The sequence below is a fragment of the Chitinophaga sp. YR627 genome (assembly GCF_900114995.1).
In the GTDB taxonomy this organism is placed as follows: Bacteria; Bacteroidota; Bacteroidia; order Chitinophagales; family Chitinophagaceae; genus Chitinophaga.
The window spans coordinates 288,115-307,242 of record NZ_FOUX01000001.1; the positions used below are offsets into that span (position 1 = coordinate 288,115).

15 protein-coding genes are annotated in these 19,128 nt (G+C 47.9%); 5 read left to right on the forward strand and 10 right to left on the reverse strand.

Annotation, left to right across the window (positions count from 1 at the left end):
- On the forward strand, positions 1 to 1,074 hold the full coding sequence (locus tag BMZ72_RS00795) for a M48 family metallopeptidase (RefSeq protein WP_089804297.1): 1,074 nt from the start codon (positions 1 to 3) through the stop codon (positions 1,072 to 1,074).
- 279 nt (positions 1,075 to 1,353) lie between these two features.
- Here the strand turns inward: BMZ72_RS00795 and BMZ72_RS36475 are convergent, their stop codons facing one another.
- From BMZ72_RS36475 to BMZ72_RS00820, 6 genes are all read right to left on the reverse strand, one after another.
- Positions 1,354 to 1,494, reverse strand: coding sequence for a hypothetical protein (locus tag BMZ72_RS36475; protein ID WP_177222640.1), 141 nt, complete (start codon positions 1,492 to 1,494; stop codon positions 1,354 to 1,356).
- A 362-nt stretch (positions 1,495 to 1,856) separates the two neighbouring features.
- A complete protein-coding gene (locus BMZ72_RS00800; protein ID WP_089804299.1) occupies positions 1,857 to 2,939 on the reverse strand; it encodes a PorP/SprF family type IX secretion system membrane protein in 1,083 nt (360 codons plus the stop codon).
- 11 nt (positions 2,940 to 2,950) lie between these two features.
- Positions 2,951 to 7,843 carry an Ig-like domain-containing protein gene (locus tag BMZ72_RS00805; RefSeq protein ID WP_089804301.1) on the reverse strand — a complete coding sequence of 1,631 codons (4,893 nt, stop codon included), beginning with the start codon at positions 7,841 to 7,843 and terminating at the stop codon, positions 2,951 to 2,953.
- A gap of 169 nt (positions 7,844 to 8,012) precedes the next feature.
- Positions 8,013 to 9,197 (reverse strand): acyltransferase family protein, encoded by a 1,185-nt coding sequence (locus tag BMZ72_RS00810; RefSeq protein WP_089804303.1) that lies wholly within the window; start codon positions 9,195 to 9,197, stop codon positions 8,013 to 8,015.
- 39 nt (positions 9,198 to 9,236) lie between these two features.
- Positions 9,237 to 9,869, reverse strand: a complete 633-nt coding sequence (locus tag BMZ72_RS00815) for a hypothetical protein (RefSeq protein ID WP_089804304.1) — start codon at positions 9,867 to 9,869, stop codon at positions 9,237 to 9,239.
- Positions 9,870 to 9,989: 120 nt separating this feature from the next.
- A complete protein-coding gene (locus tag BMZ72_RS00820; protein WP_089804306.1) occupies positions 9,990 to 11,132 on the reverse strand; it encodes an alkene reductase in 1,143 nt (380 codons plus the stop codon).
- 243 nt (positions 11,133 to 11,375) lie between these two features.
- On the opposite strand from BMZ72_RS00820, the gene BMZ72_RS00825 reads away from it, so the two are divergent.
- Positions 11,376 to 12,320: an alpha/beta fold hydrolase gene (locus BMZ72_RS00825; RefSeq protein WP_089804308.1), complete on the forward strand. Its 945-nt coding sequence runs from the start codon at positions 11,376 to 11,378 to the stop codon at positions 12,318 to 12,320.
- Between the two features lie 82 nt (positions 12,321 to 12,402).
- Here BMZ72_RS00825 and BMZ72_RS00830 read toward each other — a convergent pair whose 3' ends face one another.
- The 3 genes from BMZ72_RS00830 to BMZ72_RS00840 all read right to left on the reverse strand — a co-directional run bounded on the left by BMZ72_RS00830 (position 12,403) and on the right by BMZ72_RS00840 (position 16,234).
- A complete protein-coding gene (locus BMZ72_RS00830) occupies positions 12,403 to 14,040 on the reverse strand; it encodes an alpha-N-arabinofuranosidase (protein ID WP_143087559.1) in 1,638 nt (545 codons plus the stop codon).
- Between the two features lie 40 nt (positions 14,041 to 14,080).
- Positions 14,081 to 15,196 (reverse strand): acyltransferase family protein, encoded by a 1,116-nt coding sequence (locus BMZ72_RS00835; protein WP_089804312.1) that lies wholly within the window; start codon positions 15,194 to 15,196, stop codon positions 14,081 to 14,083.
- A gap of 129 nt (positions 15,197 to 15,325) precedes the next feature.
- On the reverse strand, positions 15,326 to 16,234 hold the full coding sequence (locus BMZ72_RS00840) for a ClpXP adapter SpxH family protein (protein WP_177222641.1): 909 nt from the start codon (positions 16,232 to 16,234) through the stop codon (positions 15,326 to 15,328).
- Positions 16,235 to 16,396: 162 nt separating this feature from the next.
- Here BMZ72_RS00840 and BMZ72_RS00845 point away from each other — a divergent pair, with 162 nt between their 5' ends.
- Positions 16,397 to 16,729: a winged helix-turn-helix transcriptional regulator gene (locus tag BMZ72_RS00845; RefSeq protein ID WP_089804314.1), complete on the forward strand. Its 333-nt coding sequence runs from the start codon at positions 16,397 to 16,399 to the stop codon at positions 16,727 to 16,729.
- 95 nt (positions 16,730 to 16,824) lie between these two features.
- Entirely contained in the window at positions 16,825 to 17,460 is a 636-nt protein-coding gene (locus BMZ72_RS00850) for an alpha-ketoglutarate-dependent dioxygenase AlkB family protein (RefSeq protein WP_089804316.1), read from the forward strand.
- A 13-nt stretch (positions 17,461 to 17,473) separates the two neighbouring features.
- On the opposite strand, the gene BMZ72_RS00855 is transcribed toward BMZ72_RS00850, so the two are convergent.
- A complete protein-coding gene (locus tag BMZ72_RS00855) occupies positions 17,474 to 18,448 on the reverse strand; it encodes a GlxA family transcriptional regulator (RefSeq protein WP_089804318.1) in 975 nt (324 codons plus the stop codon).
- Between the two features lie 153 nt (positions 18,449 to 18,601).
- Here BMZ72_RS00855 and BMZ72_RS00860 point away from each other — a divergent pair, with 153 nt between their 5' ends.
- On the forward strand, positions 18,602 to 19,111 hold the full coding sequence (locus BMZ72_RS00860; protein ID WP_089804320.1) for an SRPBCC family protein: 510 nt from the start codon (positions 18,602 to 18,604) through the stop codon (positions 19,109 to 19,111).
- Positions 19,112 to 19,128: the final 17 nt, after the last annotated feature.

Genomic DNA, 19,128 nt, shown 5'->3' on the forward strand with positions numbered 1-19,128 from the left:
ATGTTTAAAGGAACATTTTACGATCACAAGGTGGCTGTTGCCATTCCTGCTACGATCCGGATATTCGATGAAAGTTTACAGTTTGAAACGCCGGTAGAGGGTATGCCTCCGCGCAGGCATCACTGGTTATTTTCAGAGATCAACGTCGATATGGCTGACAAGCGTTTTATCCGTCTTGTCAACCGGGCCGATGATGCCGGTACGCTGGAAATAAACGACGCTGCCTTTGTGGAGCTGTTCCTGGAAAAATACAAACACATACGCAGTATTGGTCTGGATAGACTGGTACTGCGTAATGGCGTTAAAGTGGGCCTGGCTGCCCTGCTGGTCATTGTCGGTCTGGCAGCACTGGCGCATTTTGTGATCCTGCCCTGGTGTGCCGACAGGGTCGTTGACCGTTTACCCCGGTCCTTTGATAAAGAATTAGGTGAAACCGCCGTGCAGAGCATGGATGAAGAACGTGACCCGGCTGCCAGTGCTTTACTTGCAAAATTTGGCGCACAGATGCACTGGGATTCCCCTGATTCCCTGAAATTTTTTGTTGTACCCAGCAAGATCGAAAATGCCTATGCGCTTCCGGGCGGTTATGTGTTTGTGTATACCGGTCTGCTGAAGAAGCTGAATAAAAAAGAAGAACTGGCCGCATTATTATCACACGAAGTGGCACACGTCAGCTGCCGTCACTCTGTACGTAAATTATGCCGGGACATGAGTTCTTCTGTACTGGTAACCCTTGTGCTGACAAACAGCAGTCAGGCCGCCAGTGTGTTTTACTCCAATGCCAATGCGTTATACAACCTCACTTATTCCCGTCAGTATGAACAACAGGCGGACATTGTCGGTATGGAAACCTTACGTAAGAACCATATCGATCAGCATGGCATGGTAGAACTGATGCAGGTCCTGCAAAAACTGAGCGAGAAGGTGGATGTGCCCGAGTTTATCAGCACGCATCCGCTGACTAAAAACAGGATCAGTTACGCGAAGGAAAACATCAAAAAGCATCCCGGAACGGTAGATCCGCATGAACAGATGGACGTCATTTTCGCGCAGTTAAAAGCATTGTACAAGTAATAATCTTTCTCTTCCCTTTTCTCTTTCCAGCAGCTTTCCTGACACAGGAAAGCCCCTTTTGACAGCACATGCTGATGACTGCGGGCAATAAGCCAGCCGGCATAAGTATTTTTGCTATAAAACGGGGGTAATCCTGGTGTGGTGTATAATCAATTAGGAATTAGGAATTAAGAATTAGCAATTTGCTTCAATATGCTGATGCTTCATTTCTAAGTCCTATTGATGAATTGTCATTCATAATATAATCTTACGTGTAAGACAGATGAATGCAGCCTATACTTATCTGTGATAGTAACCACCGTGATGATGGTGATGAGGAGGACGCGAGTGATAATATCCGGGTCTGTCACGAACGACCAGGCAGCTGCTCAATCCTGCAACCAGTAATACAGCGACGGCTAAATATTTAAAAGCTTTCATGTGGTGAAGTTTAATTAAGCGTGATGAAATTTTTGAAAGTTCAACGTCTGCAGGCGGTTTAAACTTCTTTCGTCTACTGTAATGACAAAACTGTGCCAGATGCTGTTACGGACTGTTATTTATTGTTAACGGGAAAATGATAGGGGCTATCGGGTGTTTGGGTATCGTTCAGATGCCGTTTTAATATTTGTTATCCTACGTTAATCCTACGTTCATGAACGTAGGATTAACGTAGGATAACAAATATTAAAACAATATCAGAAGGGGGAGTAAGTAAATGTTGAGTGATCTGACAAATGTATGGAAAATATAGATCCGGGTGAATGAAATACAGGATCTCGTTAAACGCTGTTTTTAGCCCTTTATCGCCCGAATTTTGGACAGGATGACTGTCTCCTTTCTTCTTTACTTCTGGCGTCTCTGCTGCTGCTTAAAAAGTCCCTGTAGGATAATGTCAGTTCGAAGCCACCCCGTCGCTGGGATGCCACCGCCAGTTTATCTATATTCACATCATAGCTCATACCGACCATAAACTGTGACCACTGGAGTTGTATAACAGGAATGACTGCGTCCCGCATGCGGTATAACATACCCAGTGTAAGCGTCTGCTGATCAAATTCATGGCTGAACATCGCACCCGCCTGTATTGTGCTGATGCCGATGGGCTTCAGTCCGCGGGTGAATTGTTTGAAATAGTCAGCATACAATATAAAACGATCGGTCTCACTGGTGGGAGCAGAAAGACCTGCATTCGCCGTAAATTTCCTGTTCAGGGTAATGATATTTCCTTTAAAGAAACTAACCTCCGGCATGGTGATATGATAGAGACCAGCACCAATAAAATAGTCAATGTCATAGAGATCATCGCGACGGTTTTTGAAAACGCCGTTATAACTCAGACCAATAGATGCATCGAAATAACTAACGCTGGTGTTATTGATCACCTGCCGGGAGGAAGGCGCGATACTATAACTGCCATTGCTGCCTGCAATGAACTGGTCATTGAACACCAGTTTACTCTGGTCAAAGCGTTGCTGCATAGAACCACCCATAAAGCCGAAGCTCAGATAGGAATTCCGGTATTCGCTCAGCGACACGCCATAGGTCAGCGAAGGCATGATCTGGGTGGTATTGAATTCAGAGGTCCCGGCCACATCTCTCAGCAGTTGTAGTCCGAAAGTAGCGTAGCCGTCCCGTACAAAGTTGACCGGTGTTTTGAATTCCCCGCTCAGACTGAATGTACGGTAAGGAATGGTGACGCTTTCCCATTGATTTCTGTAAGAAGCCGATACCCGGATATTGCCGGTGAATACGCCGGCAAGTCCGGGGTTGCGTAATAATGGCTGGTCGTAGAACTGAGAGAATGCTACGTCCTGGCAAAAGCCTGTGGCAAAAGAAAGACAGCTTATCAGCAGCAGTGCGCACGTTTTTAAATATCGTCTCATAGATAAGTTGTTTAGAATAATGTAACATTACCTTTAAAGGTGTACGGTACGCCGTTTTCGCAGACTACCTCCACTGTGTAGACATACACGCCGGTATCTGCCCGTTTACCGTTGATCAGTCCATCCCATCCGAAAGCAGGATCATTCGGAGCGAAATTGCTTCGCTCATACATGATCCTCCCCCAGCGGTTGAACACCCGGAATGATTTCACGGCATTGATACCCGTAGCCCGTACGACCAGTCTTCTGTTCTCCGGTATATCTCCGCCAGGTGCAAACGCATTTGGAATGAATACCTGTGACTCCTGACAGAACACTTTTATACAGATCTCATCTTTCGCTGCACAGCCGTAAGCGTTGGTCACTTCTACCTGATAACAGATATCGTTTTTGATCGTGGCTACCGGTGCGCTGCAAAGCGCATCATTACATCTCAGGTTTTGTACAGGCGTCCATTTGTATTGCGTGATCGGTAATACGCCGGGATCGTCTGCATTGGTGATAGTAGTGGTAAGCGGGAGCAGGTGGCCTGTCGGCAGACTCACCGTATCCTGTGGCAGCGTAACGACAGGGTATGCGCCTACCTGTATCAGGGTGTCAGCAGATGCGCTGCAACCCGTTTCGGTAGAAGTAACAGTAATCGTATAAATACCGGAATTGCTGATCTGTACATTGTTGATCGTGACATTAGCGGTGCTTACCGGTAGTCCGGCGCCGGGACCTTTCCAGAGATAGGTCAGTGCACTATTCCCCGAAATAGAACTATAAGCCTGTAACAACAGGTCATCACCTACACACAAAGGCGATCTTGTTGAGATCAAAGGTTGTGTAGGTCCCTGCGTGATCTTTACTTCGAATTCTGCCGGCAGGGAGATACAGTTATTCTGCATGGCATATACTGCGTATGTACCGGCGTCGCTGGTGCTGACGGATGGGAATGTAACAACCGTGTTTCTGCTGGTATCAGAGAAAGGACCGAAGGCGGGTCCGGCCCATATATATTCAACAGGTCCTGTTTCTTCGCTGGTGGCAGATAAGGCAGTCAATGTCAGCGTAGCACCTGCACAGAGTGGCGGATTGTATCCGGCTACCGGTTGAGCCGGCGGAGAAGGATCCCGCAGGATGAATACATCCGGTATTTTCTGAGCGAGACAATTACCCACCGTTTCAACATAGATCTGAGAATAGGTGCCAGCCGTCAAAGGAACGCTGATGTTACCATTGGCGTCCGTACGGGTGCTGTAACTGTAAGGTATCTGGAATTTGTTGTAGTGGACGATCACATCCATATTCGGAACGGCGCCGTTATTCAGGTCCAGCACATGCAGGGCAATCGTACCGGAAGGGATGCCGCATCTGACAGGATTGGTCGCTGTTGCACTGGTGATCTTTAGTGTAGGATGTACGACCGCAACAACCGGCGCTTTCGGACTCTCACAACCTTCGGCGTTTGTCTGACTTACATAGAAACGGTAAGTAGCAGCGGTGGTGGTTCTAATGAGTGGCGCACTATTCAGGGGATTTTGACTGGCGTCATACCAGTTGATCGTATTACCGGGTGATGGCGTTACCTGTAGCGAAGTAGAAGGCATACCCATACAGAAATGCGCGGTATCCGTAACAGGTGCTGCGGTCACGGGTTTGACCGTCAGCTGCAGATTGTAGTCTGCACCTGTACAGGGCGATGGTGTCGGATTAACCGGTGAGACACGGATGGTGAGCGTCTGACTGACATTACCTGTATTGGTAAATGATAAGTTGATAGCTGCATTCGTACCATTGACGGAACCGGCACTGATGCCGGCAACGCCAGCAGGTAATGTACCGGTAACGGACCAGTTATACGTCGTATTGGCTACTGTCGATCTGGGTCTGAAGGTCGCCGAGCCACCGGAACAAATTGCCTGTGTGGTGACAGGGAATGAGATCACAGGTTGCTCAGTAATAGTGACGCTGGCGGTAGTATTGAATCCTGGACATGGCGGCGCTGCGGCGATCGCATATTGTACCGTATAGTTGCCCGGCGTACTCTGAGAAGGATCTATTGCACCCGTTGTTGGATTGATACTTAAGCCGGTACCTGCGCTAAAAGTACCGCCAGGTGTTCCGGAAAATGTAACTGTCTGTGGTGTACTGGTGCTTCCGCAATAAGGAGAATTGGCATAGCGAATAGTTGCCGCAGGCGTACTATTGACAGTGACAGTAGCAGAGGTGCTGAAAAGCGCACAACCGCCAGTCCCGTTAACTGTATAGCTGATGGTATATATACCGGGTGTAGCGCCCGCAGGTGTGATCGTACCGGTACCCGGATTGATCGTTAAACCAGTAGCTGGCGTGATACTGAATGTGCCCCCGGTATTGCCCGTTATAACTGGTGTTACAGGCGGATTAGGCGTACCGCTGCTTACATTGCAGAGCACTGCCGGTTGATAACTGATAGTGGCAGCCGGCGCCCTGGTGATCGTTACCCGTGTGCTGGTGCTGAAACCTGCACAGGGAGGAGATGGTGGGATTGTGTAGGTGACGGTATAGGTACCGGGCGTACTGGTTCCCGGGGTAATAGCTCCCGTGGATGCACTCAGACTTAAGCCTGTGGTGGAGGAAAAACTACCTCCATTTGCACCGGTTAACTGTACACCGGTTACACCATCAGACGAACACATCGCCGGATAGGCAATTGTGGCAGAGGGAGTACTGTTGATCGTGACAGTCGTGGTCGTCACGTAGTCAGGACAGGGGGCCGTACCGCTAATGGTATATCGTATTGTATAAGTACCCGGACTCGCACCTGCAGGTGTAATATCTCCGGTTGCGGCATCTATTGTCAGACCAGCGGCTGGAATGACGGAAAAGTTGCCTCCACCGGCGCCGGTACGTGTAACATGCACAACGGGATTCGGCGCAGCCGGCGTATTGGGCGCATTACAGAGAATCGCCGGACTATAGGCAATACTGGCCGAAGGACTGGCTGTCACATTCACCACAATAGCAGCGCGTGGACTCTCTCCACAACCCGTTATCTGACTGACATAATACGTGGTGCTGCCCGGTGTAGCGGTAGATGGAACCGGTGCAACAGGCGAACCTGTACCGCCGGTAGGGAGAGTATACCATCGCAGACTGGTGCCTCCCGCAGTCAGCGGTATTGCTGACTGGTTCTGGCAATAGCTGACCGGAGAAGTCACGGTTGGTGCTCCTGCCAGTTCGCTGACAATCAATTCGATCGCAGCTCTCGGACCTTCACATCCATTGGTCGTCTGACTGACATACCAGGTGGTCGTACCGGCAGCCGTTGTTACAGGCGTAGGTGCAGTTGCTGTTCCTGTACCACCGGTTGAATTGGTATACCATAAAAGACCACTACCGGAAGCAGTTAATGGCGTAGCTGTCTGATTCCGGCATAATTGTACCGGAGAATTGACAGCAGGTGCCGGTGGCCGCGCATTGACGATCACGGTGATCACCGCTCTCGGACTTTCGCAACGATTGGGTAGTGTTTGTGTAACATAATAGTTAAAGGTACCTGGTCTGCTGGTGGAGGGCGTAGGGGCTGTGGTAGAACCTGTACCACCCGTCGAAAAATTATACCACAGCAGATTGGTGCCTGTTGCCGTCAACTGTGTTGCAGGATCGCCCTGGCAGTAGGTCGCCGGACCAGCGGCTACAGTAGGTGGTGGAGAAACATCCAGGACTGTAACCTGTTTTATTTTAATATCATCTCCACAGGCGCTGTTAGTCGCGCTTAATTTCACGTTGTAGGTACCTGGGCGTGCGTAAGTATGACAGGGCGGCGTTCTGTCGGTAGACGTCGTGCCATCACCAAAATCCCATAAAAAGTTGGTATTCCTGTTACAGCTTGTTCCCCCGTAACCGTCTTCTGTGAGATTCGTAAAACAGACCGGTGTATTGATACAGAGGACGGGTTCTGTGCGGAAGTCTGCTACCGGCTTTTTCCGGATAATGATCTGGTTAAGCGTATAGGTAGTGGTAAAGCAACCATTGCTCACTTTTAAGGTGGCGGTAAAGTCTACCGCCGGACAGGAAGAAGTGGTGTAGGTATGAGAGACAAGATGTGTGGTCAGTGTTGTATTGAGCGGGTGTTGTAAGATCAGGTGCGGACTGTTATCCCCGAAATCAAGTTCGTAAGTAGTACCAGGTGTATTGCCTGTCCAGTTCCCGATCTGGAACTCGATAGGCGCCGGCACACAAAGACCGGTCGTAGAGGTAGAGGTACTTAAACTGGCCAGAGGGTTCTTACCATTGTAGAACTGGTATTGTTTGGTCTGCGTACAGCCATTGGGTGGTGTGATGCTGATACTGATGAGGAAATACCCCTGTGAGCCATAATTATGACTGATCTCCGCGCCACTGGGCCAGTCTTGTTGTGTGAAGGCAGGAGTGCCATCACCCCAGCTGATCGTGTAGTTGTTCCCTGTCGTCTCCGGCGTATAGGAAAGATTTCTTATACGAAGGAGATACGTCTGACTGCCATCACAGTTGGAGAACTCAACATCTTTTGTACTAACGTCCCGTAAAGCAGGGCGTGGAGCAGCACGGATCGTGAGACTGGTGTTACTGTTGTCAGATCCTCCGGGCGTTGTCACTGTTATACGCTCGGTCTGAGCGCTATAAGAGACAACTGCTGTGATAGAGGTCGGACTATTAACAGTAAAACTGACCGCATTATCGGTACCGACCCTTACAGCCGTTGCGTTCTGAAAGTTCGTGCCGGTAATGGTAACGGTCTGACCCTGACAAACATTGGCTGGCGTAAAACTGGTAATAGCTGGCGGCGGCGGTGTTTGTCCGAAAGCATACTGTGAAACGAATAAAAAGACATTAAATAAAATACATAAGTTTACGTTGTTGTGGGACAAACGAAAAACAGGGGCAAATAATCGCATATTAAGTTGTTACAGTTAGGGACCAACGAATAACAAACTAACATGCGATTATGTTCAGCTTTTAAGAGAAATATTTTGTCAACAGGAACTGAGTTGGATCATTGTTTTTGTTGGCTCATGGAGCTGCCGATAGGCATTAAGAATGGCCATCTTATTTGCGGTTATTCTGTTATATGTATTGCTGTACGATCTTTATTTTACGCAGGACAATACTCAGGCCCCAGCTCAATAGCAGGGTGCCGAAGAAGGATAACAGGAATTTTATCCCTGCCGGTGCGTGTAATGGCAGTAAGATGAACTGTGTCCAGAGAACAAAGATATAGTGTACGAGATAGATCATGTAGGCATTTGCCGTCAGCGAATCCATCCATGGGCCGGTACTATTGCTCTTTGCCCTGAAGGCGGTCAGGAAGGCAATACAACTGAGGGTGCAGGAAGATACATATACCGTAAAGTAGATCATCCAGGCGGCCAGCGGAGGCATCATTCCTTTTATCACCATGTTGCGTAATGGCTCATAAATACCATTGAGGGTGATCAGTGTATAGGCGATCAGCGCCCCTATGCACCATACTTTCCAGTGACGGGTCAGTGCGGCATCACGGGAGAAGAGTCCCTGCTGGAAGTCGCCACTACCAGTGATCACACCTAAGATAAAATAAGCAAAGTAGAGAATGACGCGGTTCAACTGGAAGTCAAAAGGACCAATGCCTGTCCAGGTGCCCATTCCGATAGCTGCAGATAAGGGCACATAGGTGATCCAGGTGATACCGATGAATAATCCGAAGAATAAAAAAGGACGGCTGGCCAGTCGCTGGATCGCTTTGCCGGCACGGATGTATGCGTTTTTAAATAACAACCAGCTGATCCCAAAGAGGGCATTGAATGCAAACAGGACCCAGATAAACCAGGGTGGTCCTACAGGCCATTGTTCTGTTGTAAAGAAGTCTTTGATATATGCTGGAATGTCGAGATCATGATGCGCCAGGTAGTAAGCCGGGAAATAGGCCAATAACATGAGTACGCTTACGCCAAAGAGAAAGGGTAAGAACAGTCGGTAGCAACGATCTTTAAGGAAAGCGGCGACGCCTTTCTTTGTAAGACTTTTAGTGAGGAATAATCCGCCTATGAAAAACATCAGTGACATGAAAAAGATATCGTTGAAGTTTTCGAAGATATCGAGTCCTATCCAGCGTTGCGTGTCTACTACCGGGTGGGTGGAGTTGATATAGGCATTCGCATCGAATGAGGCGAAGGTGGTATAGGCGAGAGAACAGTGATGGGCCACAACCAGCACCGTAATGGAGCTGCGTAGATAATCTATCCAGTTGTCGCGATGGGTATTATTGAGCATAAGGATGTTTCCGGAAGGGTAAAGTAGTGAATAATTTGCTTACCAGGAGATGAAAAATATGCTTTCACCTTCTATGAAGTTGTCAATGAAGTTTTGCCGGAAGTTATCTATGCGTTCTTTGTAGTCTGCCGGATCATCGTCGTAGATATAATCCATAGCTCTGATCACGTCCTCTTTTCTGAAGTACAAGGTATCATTTGTGAAGATCTTGAAAAAATCCTGATTCATACCTCTTCGCTGATAGCCTGCATCTGTATGGTAGAGCACTTTTCTTTTAACATCGTGCATTGAATAAAATCTCCGGGTATAGGTTATTTCAGTTTTTTTTAGAAAGCTGCTGTACGTGTGAGTATGCTGTTCTGAGAAGAAGTCTGAAGGATTCAGGTTGTATCGGTCCTCCAGTTTTTTTAGTTCCTGTCGTAAATGATCGGGGCCGCCTGTGATCAATGCGCGATCTGATGTTGCAGGATTTTTTTTAGCATATAGTTGTAGCTCCTGTTCGTCTTTAAATATAAATACATCAAAATACCCTGCTGGTTCTTCTATTTCTGCGATGAGGTGTTCATGACGGCTGATCATTTCAGGACATGCTGCAAGCTCGCTCAGGCGAAAATAGTCCAGTATAGTATCATATTTTTCCGTGATTTTTAAGTGATATATATCCAGGCCCATTTAAAACTGCTGATCGTTGTGTTACATCAGCTGCCCAATATAGTTGTTTTTGCCGGCGCATAAAAGCAAACCGGCGTAAGAAAGCTTCTTACGCCGGTTTAGATTTATAGCAGGTATATATTAGACAGTTGCAGGTTGCAGGACATTGACATCACTTTTATGTACCGGATAATCGGTATAACCAGTTGCGTTACCACCGAAGAATGTTGGTCTGTCGGGTGTATTGAGCGGCAGGTTATGCGCCAGTTTATAAGGCAGGTCAGGATTGGCGATGAATGGACGGCCAAAGGCGATCAGGTCAGCCCATCCTTTTTCCAGTGCTTCTTCCGCACGTTCCTTTGTGTATTTACCGGCATAGATCAGGGTACCACTGAAGGCTTTTCTGTAAGCTTCTTTGAAGGCCACCGGCATAACAGGTGCATCGTCCCAGTCTGCTTCCGCAATATGGATATACGCAACACCGATCTCATTGAGTAGCTTTGCTGCTTCGATATAGGTCACTTCCGGATTGTCATCCTGCGCGCCCATTAAGGTAGTCAGCGGCGCCTGACGAACACCTACGCGTTCTTTACCAATAGCGTCAGCGACAGCGGTCACTACTTCCTTCAGGAAGCTGAGCCGGTTATTCAGACTACCGCCGTATTCATCCGTGCGATGGTTGGTCTGGGAGTCGATAAACTGTTCAATGAGGTAACCGTTGGCGCCGTGTAGCTCCACACCATCAAAACCAGCTGCAATGGCATTTTTAGCTGCCTGTGCATAGTCTTTGACGATCTGTTTGATTTCAGGAATGGTCAGTTCTCTCGGCATGGAATGCTGTACCATTTCTGTATGCGATCCTTTGCCTGCGTCCGCACCATTACCCGTGGTATCGATGAATACTTTTACACCTTCCGCCTGTATAGCAGAGGGGGATACCGGAGCAGCGCCGTTCTCCTGTATAGAGGTATGAGAAACCCTGCCTACATGCCATAACTGGGCGAATATACGTCCGCCGGCAGCATGTACCGCGTCTGTCACTTTCTTCCAGCCTGCTATCTGGGCGGGGGAGTAGATACCGGGTGTCCAGGCATAACCCTGACCTTGTTTACTGATCTGTGTTCCTTCTGATATAATTAAGCCTGCAGCGGCGCGTTGACTGTAATATTGCGCCATAAGATCTGTAGCAACTTCGCCTGCTGCTGCACGGGAACGTGTCATGGGCGGCATTACGATACGGTTTTTCAAACCGAGTTGCTGTAGCTGATATGAATCGAATAGCATCGCGTTATTAATTTAATAACGCAAATTTCCTACGAAGGGAACTATAATCAAAATAAGTTAAGTAGTAGCAGGTATTATTAAAATGATAGTTTGTCTGGCTGTTATGCTAAAAAGGTAACTCCCCTTTTGAAATGACCACTTCACGGTGTAATTGGTCCACCTGCCGTACTCCGTCATTGCCAACGGGAACGGATGCAGGTACTTTTGAATCATCAACGAAACAACAACAACAAACTCAACACAATGGCAACAACACGTTTTACTACTATGAGCATGCTGGCTCTATCAGCATTACTGACATTTAGTTTTGTATCCTGTGACAAGGATGAAGATACAGCTACGCCGCCGGCAGTTTCTTATGATCACCAGCATGCACCGACGCAGTTTGTGACATCAGGTGATGTCAAATTTGCTTACCGTGTATTGGGTAACAGTGAAGGTGTACCGCTGGTCGTATTATCTCCGCTGGGTAGTACAATGGATGACTGGGATCCCGCTGTAACAGATGGTTTTGCAAAGAAATACAAAGTGATCCTGTTTGATAATACAGGTGTGGGTTCATCAACAGGCAAGACGCCTTCTACGATCGCGGATATGGCGAAAGGCGCAGTTACTTTCATTAAAGCAATGGGATATAGCAGGGTCAATCTGCTGGGCTTTTCAATGGGTTCGTTTATCGCACAGCAGATCGCGCTGACAGAACCGGTATTGATCAACAAGATGGTATTGACAGGTGTTGGTCCGAAGGGAAGCGAAGGTTTATCCAAACTGCCTGAAATCATTGGTGGCGGACAGGGGCTGAGTGCTGAAGAATCCTTCCTGTACTTCGGTTTTACCAAATCAGACGCCAGCCGTGCCGCAGGTAAACAGGCGTATGCAAGGATAGCACTGCGTCAGGTGGATCGTGATAAACCACTTAGCGATGAAAGCAGTCTGGCAGAACTGACCGCTGTACTGGGGTGGGCACAGCCTGCACCGGATGCGCTGAAAGAGCTGGAATCAGTTAAAATACCAGTGCTGCTGATACAGGGTAAGGAAGATCTGCCTGTACCGGTGATCAATCCGACCAATATGGCGCAGCACCTGCCAAATGCACACCTGATCGTGTATGATGATGCAGCACATGCTTCCCTGTTTCAGCTGGCAGATAAGTTTGTAAAAGACGGAAGTGATTTTCTGGGAGAATAAGAAGCTAAGGGTGACGTCCGAAAAGAGGGCGTAAGAAAGAGGAGGTCTCTGCGTTGGCAGGGACCTTCCTCGTTTTAAATAGTTATACTTTTTTATACCTGATAGCTGTAATGGAATGCGCCGGAAAGGTGTAGCTTGAAAGACCACCAGAGAGTTTTCTCTCTGTGGATGTTACTACATTCTTCCCGGGATGTTCCAGGGTATTCATCGCATCTATTGCTGTTGCGTTTAGTTCATATACAGCAACAGGCGTATACTTTTTACTATCGATGCTGCGCAGATCTGTTTTAACCGCCTGTTCCGGGTGACGGTTCACCGCAAAGATCACCAGACTGCCATCACTGTCGTGCAGGGTGACGGCAACATCCAATGCTTTGGCATTTTTAGATCCCGGCATTTTCAGGTCAGGTGTCATTACCTGTGTTTTCAGACTGACATTCCCTGCGTGCTGACGATAGAACTGCATCGGGTAGTAGATGGTCTGACAAACAGCAGCTGTTTTACTGGTCATAATCGGAGCCAGTACATTGACCGTCTGTGCCCAGGTGGCCATACCTACTACGGATGCCTGTCTGAGCATGATGTTATAGAAGGTGGCGGTACCCAGTGCATGGTCCCAGGTATAGTATTCTTCCAGCTGATACGCGCCGGTGCCACCGGGTTCCCAGATACCCAGTTCGTCGATAGCGATCTTTACCGGGTTGGCCCTGTGCGGGAAGCGGTACCATTTACTGAAGTCGGTTACTTTCTCCGGTGTCAGTGTCTGGATCTGTCCTTTTAAAGTGAGGATCAGTTTTTCCATATGATCTACCTGCGGAAACAGGGATGCCGGTTTGCTTTTATCAGAGCTGACATAATGATGCATGGAGAGATAGTCGCATACGCCGCCCATTTCTTTCAGGACATATTCGTTCCAGGCATCATCAGCGCCACAGAGTACGAGTTTGGCATCTTTATCCTGTAGCTTGATGGCTTTGGTATACAGCCATGCCTCTTTCACAAACTCTTTTACATCCTGTAGACGGCCGATATCAGGGCCGGCAGCTTCCTCGTTGCCTATTCCCCAATACTTTACTTTGAAGGGATCAGCGTGACCGTTTTTGCGGCGCAGATTCGCATAATAGGTGTCCTGTGTGCCATTGCAGTATTCTACCCAGTTGCCAGCTTCTTCTGCGGTGCCGGTGCCCATATTGACCGCAAAATAGGCATCTGCCTGTAGCGCTCTGGCATAGGCAACGGCTTCGTCCGTACCGAAGTGATTATCTTCCACACCGCCCCATATCAGATTAGGGCGGCTGCGTCTTTCTGCCAGCGGACCAATACCATCCATCCAGTGATAGATCTTGGTAAATGTACCACCGGGATAGCGCAGTATGCTGGGTTGCAACCCGCGGATCTTTTCCAGTACGTCTTTGCGGATGCCGCTGGCATCTGAGAGGGGAGAGCCTTCTTCGAAAATACCTCCGTTGATGGCCCGGCCAAGGTGTTCTATGAATTGACCATAAATGCCATTGTCCACCGTGCCTTCCGGATGTGTGAAGTCGATCTCAATACTGGCTTCTAACGGAGCGCCGGTAAAGGCAGCACGGGCAGCTGCAAAAGCACTGCCTTTCAGCGCAAGACCTAATCCGCTCATGCCAATAAGGCCGATAAAATTTCTTCTTGTTACCTGTGCGTTCATGTAAATAGTAACTCTTAATTGTTCACTGATGAACAACAAGATGGTGAATTTTAAGCAGAATACATAAGGATCCGTGTACTTATGCTTTTCCCCGTCTTTTCAGCCAGGCTCTTACCGGTTCGTCGTAATACTTGAGACTGAGATAGCCTACCAGTACAGACACCACGAATGTCAATATACCATACACCACTGCCAGTGGCATATCTGTTCCCTTGTGTGCACTTACCCAGCCGGTATAAACGTAAATAAACGGATAGTGTGTGATGTACAAAGGATAAGAGAGGTCCGCAAGGAACTTACATATTTTAGACTCCCGGTTACTGTGGATCTGGCCGCTTGCGCCCTGATAGACGATCAGTGGGAATATGAGAATGATGACAAAAGATTCGTAGATACCGTTCATCCACAGATGATCCGCACCACCGATACGTGGTATGGCGAAGGCAATGATCAGTAACAGGCTACACCAGAGGAATGCGTTGTTAATACGCGTAGGCGTAGTGGCTCTTGACAACAGCAGACCGGCAAAGAAAGGGAACATCAGGCGGGTAAAGCCAATGCTTAATTGCTCAGGTGTAACGGACCAGCCACCGATCACATCGCCTGTCGGTCCGAATACGGTGAGATAGATCAGTGCGATCGCGGAAAGGCCGACAAGTATAGAGAGTGCGGTCTTTGATAATTTTCTGATGCCCAGCGCATAAAGAATATTACCCACATATTCGAAGAACAGCGACCAGCCGGGTCCGTCCAGCGGATGCATTTCCTGCCAGCCCCTGATATCCCAGGAAACGGGGATCGGAATGAGGGTAAAACCGATGAGCATGATCACCAGGAGTTTCCATACCGGTACGGTGTGAATGGTAGGAAATAATGGTGAATCAGAGGCATAAAAGAAGATAGCGCCGATGATCATACCGACAATCACCATGGGCTGTAGTCTTTCCAGGCGACGTCTGAAAAAGGTGCCGACAGACATTTTTTCCCAGCGGTCGTCATAGGCATAGCCGATAACATAACCGGAAAGGAGGAAGAAAAAATCAACGGCCAGGTAACCGTGATTGATCATCAGATCGAGGTGACTCGTGGAATGCGCTTCTAATACGTGGAAAATGACAACGATCAATGCGGCTACCCCACGTAGCCCGTCCAGTACAAGATAATGTGGTTTGGTAGGGAGAGGATGTGTACTCATAATGCCGCATAAGATAGAGACAAAAATCCTGAAAAGATAGTACCCGGTATCTCTGACACAAAAGATCCTGCTGCAGCACAAAAATGCGCCGGCAGCAGGATGATACAGATTTATCTTGTGCGGCTCCTGTTACTTCCTGATCCAGAGCGCGCCGTTCTTTGTAGGGTGCTTTTCCAGTTGTTGTTTACTGTGCAGGTCTTCCAGCAATATTTCGCTTTCTGGTATGCTCCGTCCGCTTAGTTCGGCAAACTCTCTGCTGGTGAGTGTCCGGAAGGTACTGAATAGGGTTTCCCAGTCTGGCAGAGACGTCTTTTTCTCTGCTGTGGGTACCAGTTTACGGATGCCGCTTTCAAAGACTGCGTAAGGTTTGGAGCCATAGATCATCTCCTGATGACCTTTGCCGTCGGTGACGAAGATGGTGGGAAATCCTCTTACACCATACTGGCGACTGATCGCCAGGTCTTCCTGAAAGCGTTGTACGGCGACGGTTTCAAAGTCGGTCTGCAGACGGGCTGGGTCCAGTCCAGTAGCCAATGCCGCCTGACTGAGATGTTCCCATTTCGTGATGTTCTTTTTCTCGAGGAAGACCATTTCCTTTATTCTCCGGAGGAAAAGCTGTGCTTTCTGTTCGTCCTGTAACTGGGCGGCTTTGAAAGCAATAGAAGGCGGATAGGAGGAGGGCAGCGGATCTTCCAGCCAAACGTCTCCGTCTATGGGCATCTGGTAGTACCGGCTGACCTCATCCCAATGGTGCGCTACGTCAGCAGGTTTGCTGATACCGCCGCTGTTGTAGCTCCAGTCGGGAAGGAGTCCGCCCATACGGTATTCGATATCGATGTATTGTCCGTATTCCATTTTCAGCTTCCGCAGCTGGGGCTCAATACCCCAACAGCTGGAACAGATAGGATCGGTAAAGTATATAATTTTTACAGGTTTATCTTTGACCTCACTGGTAGTGAATGTGGCTGTGCTATTGGTACCTGGCATTTCACAGATACCACTCTCCGGATCGCATAAAAGCGGATTGTTTGTTTTCATTTGCTGATTTTGAGCCTGACACGTTGAAATGAGAAAAATGAAGCAGGTAGCCCACCATAACGTTTTCATTTTGTATGTTCGCATCCTGCTGCCTGTCATTTTTGTCATATTTTATTGCAAATTTGCCGGCAGAAAATTGCTTAAACAATAAGTCAGAAAAACATGACTACTAACAGGGAGATAAAATGCCAGCCGGAATGTGATGCGGAGAAGTTGCTGAAACTGTTGTCTGGCAAGTGGAAGCCGCAGATCTTCAGACTGGCGGTAGAGGGACCTTTGCGTTTCAGTAATTTGTTACGGCAGATTCCCGGATCGAATAAGCAATCCTTGTCGGTAGCCCTGAATGAGCTGGTAGAAGAGGTGATGCTGGAGAAGCAGATCATTAAACAAAAGCCGCTGCATATTGAATATGTGCTGACGGATAAAGGGCGTTCATTACTGGGAGTATTCAGAGAGCTGGAGGCTTTATCAGACAACCAGGAGCCAAAGCAATAAACCTAAACTATTCATTGAAAGGAAGAAATAGATAAAAGACGGTCTATATACTAAGATTATTAGTATTTTGGCCGTTTTTGTTATCTTTGTAGCCTATGACACTTTTTGAGGATATCGACCTGTTTGACGAGGGGCAAAAGCGTTTTACTGATTTCCAGTTACCTGATACGGAGTTAAAGTTATGGGAGCGTTTTTTTGAGAAAAAAGCTTCTGATGAATATTTCAGTGTATTAAGAGAAACTACGCCCTGGCAGCAGCGTACCCGTAAGATGTATGATAAAACGTTGCCGGATCCCCGTCTGACTGCTTTTTACGGCGGACAGAATGGCTATACCTGGACACCTGTATTGCTGGATATCAAGGCAGCCGTAGAAACAGCCTGTGGCATTACCTTTAATCGTGTATTACTGAACTATTACCGGGACGGACAGGATTCTGTATCCTGGCACAGCGATAACCCTTCTTCCAGCGGTAAGCATTATGCGATTGCGTCTGTGACCTTTGGAGAGACACGCTTGTTTAAGGTCAGACATAAGGGGCGGAAGGATGTAGCGCCGCTGGATATTCCGCTGACACATGGGAGTTTTCTGCTGATGGGAGCAACGATGCAGGAGCATTATGAGCACCATGTGCCGAAGACTTCAAGGAATATCGGGGCGCGGATCAATCTTACTTTCAGGGTGTCGGATACGGAAGTGGCTACGAATTACGGATTGTTTCAGGAGAGTTGAGGGCTGATCCCGTTTAACTTTTTCCGTATTTCTCCTGGTAGGCACGGGGAGTCATTGCCACATACCTTTTGAATATTTTTCTGAAGTAGTCAGTATCCTCATACCCGCATTTAGGAGCAATCTGTTCGATGCCTTCATTTTTTCCTTCCAGCATTTTCTTGGCGGCCTCCACCCGCACCCGCTGTATGTATTCCAGTGGCGTATTGGTTGTTGCCTGTTCAAACCTCCGGATGAAATTACGTTCACTCATATTACAGTGACGGGCCAGCTGATCGATTGTAATCGGCTGACCAAAGTTCTTTTCGATATGCTGCTGTGCTTTTGATATAGCTTCATCTGCGTGGGTGTGCTGGAACTGAAAGATAGAAAAGGTGCTTTGTGGCTGCTCATGTACGTTGATCATGAGAATTTTTGATGCGATGACTGCCTCTTCATGTCCGCAGAACTTTTCGATCAGGTAGATCATAAAGCTGGTAAAGCTGAAAGCACCTCCACAGGAGTACAGACGTCCCTGGTCAACAATGACCTTATCATCCTCCACTTCTATTTCGGGATGATGACTCCTGAATTTATCTGCAAATAGCCAGTTGGTAGTGGCTTTTTTACCACTGAGTAGCCCTGTCGCGGCAAGCATAAAAGCGCCCACGCATATACTGGCCAGTTCAGCACCCTGCAGATATTGACGTTGCAGCCATTTGATCAGCAGCTGTTCCCTGGCGACTACCAGTTCGATCTTTTCAAAACGCATGGCCGGGATGATGATCAGGTCATATACTTCTTTAGCGGCAAGTTTCCTTGTTTGCGGTGATGCCGGTGCACCTGCATATAATTTTCCATCAACAGGTGTGATAAAATCGATCTGAATATCTTTTCTTAACGGTATACCTGTAAGAACAGGATACATACGGGCCATGCCGCTCCATATATCTGCCGGACCTGTTACACAGGTGGGGACGGCGTCAGGGTAGTTTAAAACAGCGATGCGCATACCTTTTTATTTCGTAAGTACAAGTTACGTCCAATCAATTGAATTAGTATAGGGGGATGGCAGGATTGTCCTGCTTAATTGTCATTTTTGCCACCAGTATGCAGCTGGTATTCTGGCTAGTTTTGATAAAGTTTATTCATTAAATCAAAACAGATGAAAACACCCGATTATCAGCGCTCAATCAAGATAGCTGCTGCTCCGCAGGATGTATTTAATGCCATTACACAACGGATACCTGAATGGTGGTCTGAGGCTTTTGAAGGCGCGTCAAAGGAGTTGGATGATGTGTTTATTGTAAGGTTTGGTCCTTCGTTCTTTCAGATGAGGATCGCAAACCTTGTGAAAGATCAGAAGGTAGAATGGTATTGTATGGACACGCATCAGCAGGCGCCTCCGGGCACCAGGCCTGTGGATAATCCCAAAGAATGGGTAGGTACAAACGTTATCTGGAACATTACCGTTCAGGGAACGGAGACAACATTAACCCTGATACATGAAGGGCTGACACCTGCATTTGAATGCTGGGCGATCTGTGAACAGGGTTGGAATCAGACGATCAACAGTCTGCAGCGATTACTGGATAAGGGTAAAGGGCTGCCATTTGCCTGTCTGAGCGGGGAGTTTCTTGAACAGGCCAGGGTGCAACAGGCCATGGAACAGTAGGAGGCGTAATCTTTGTT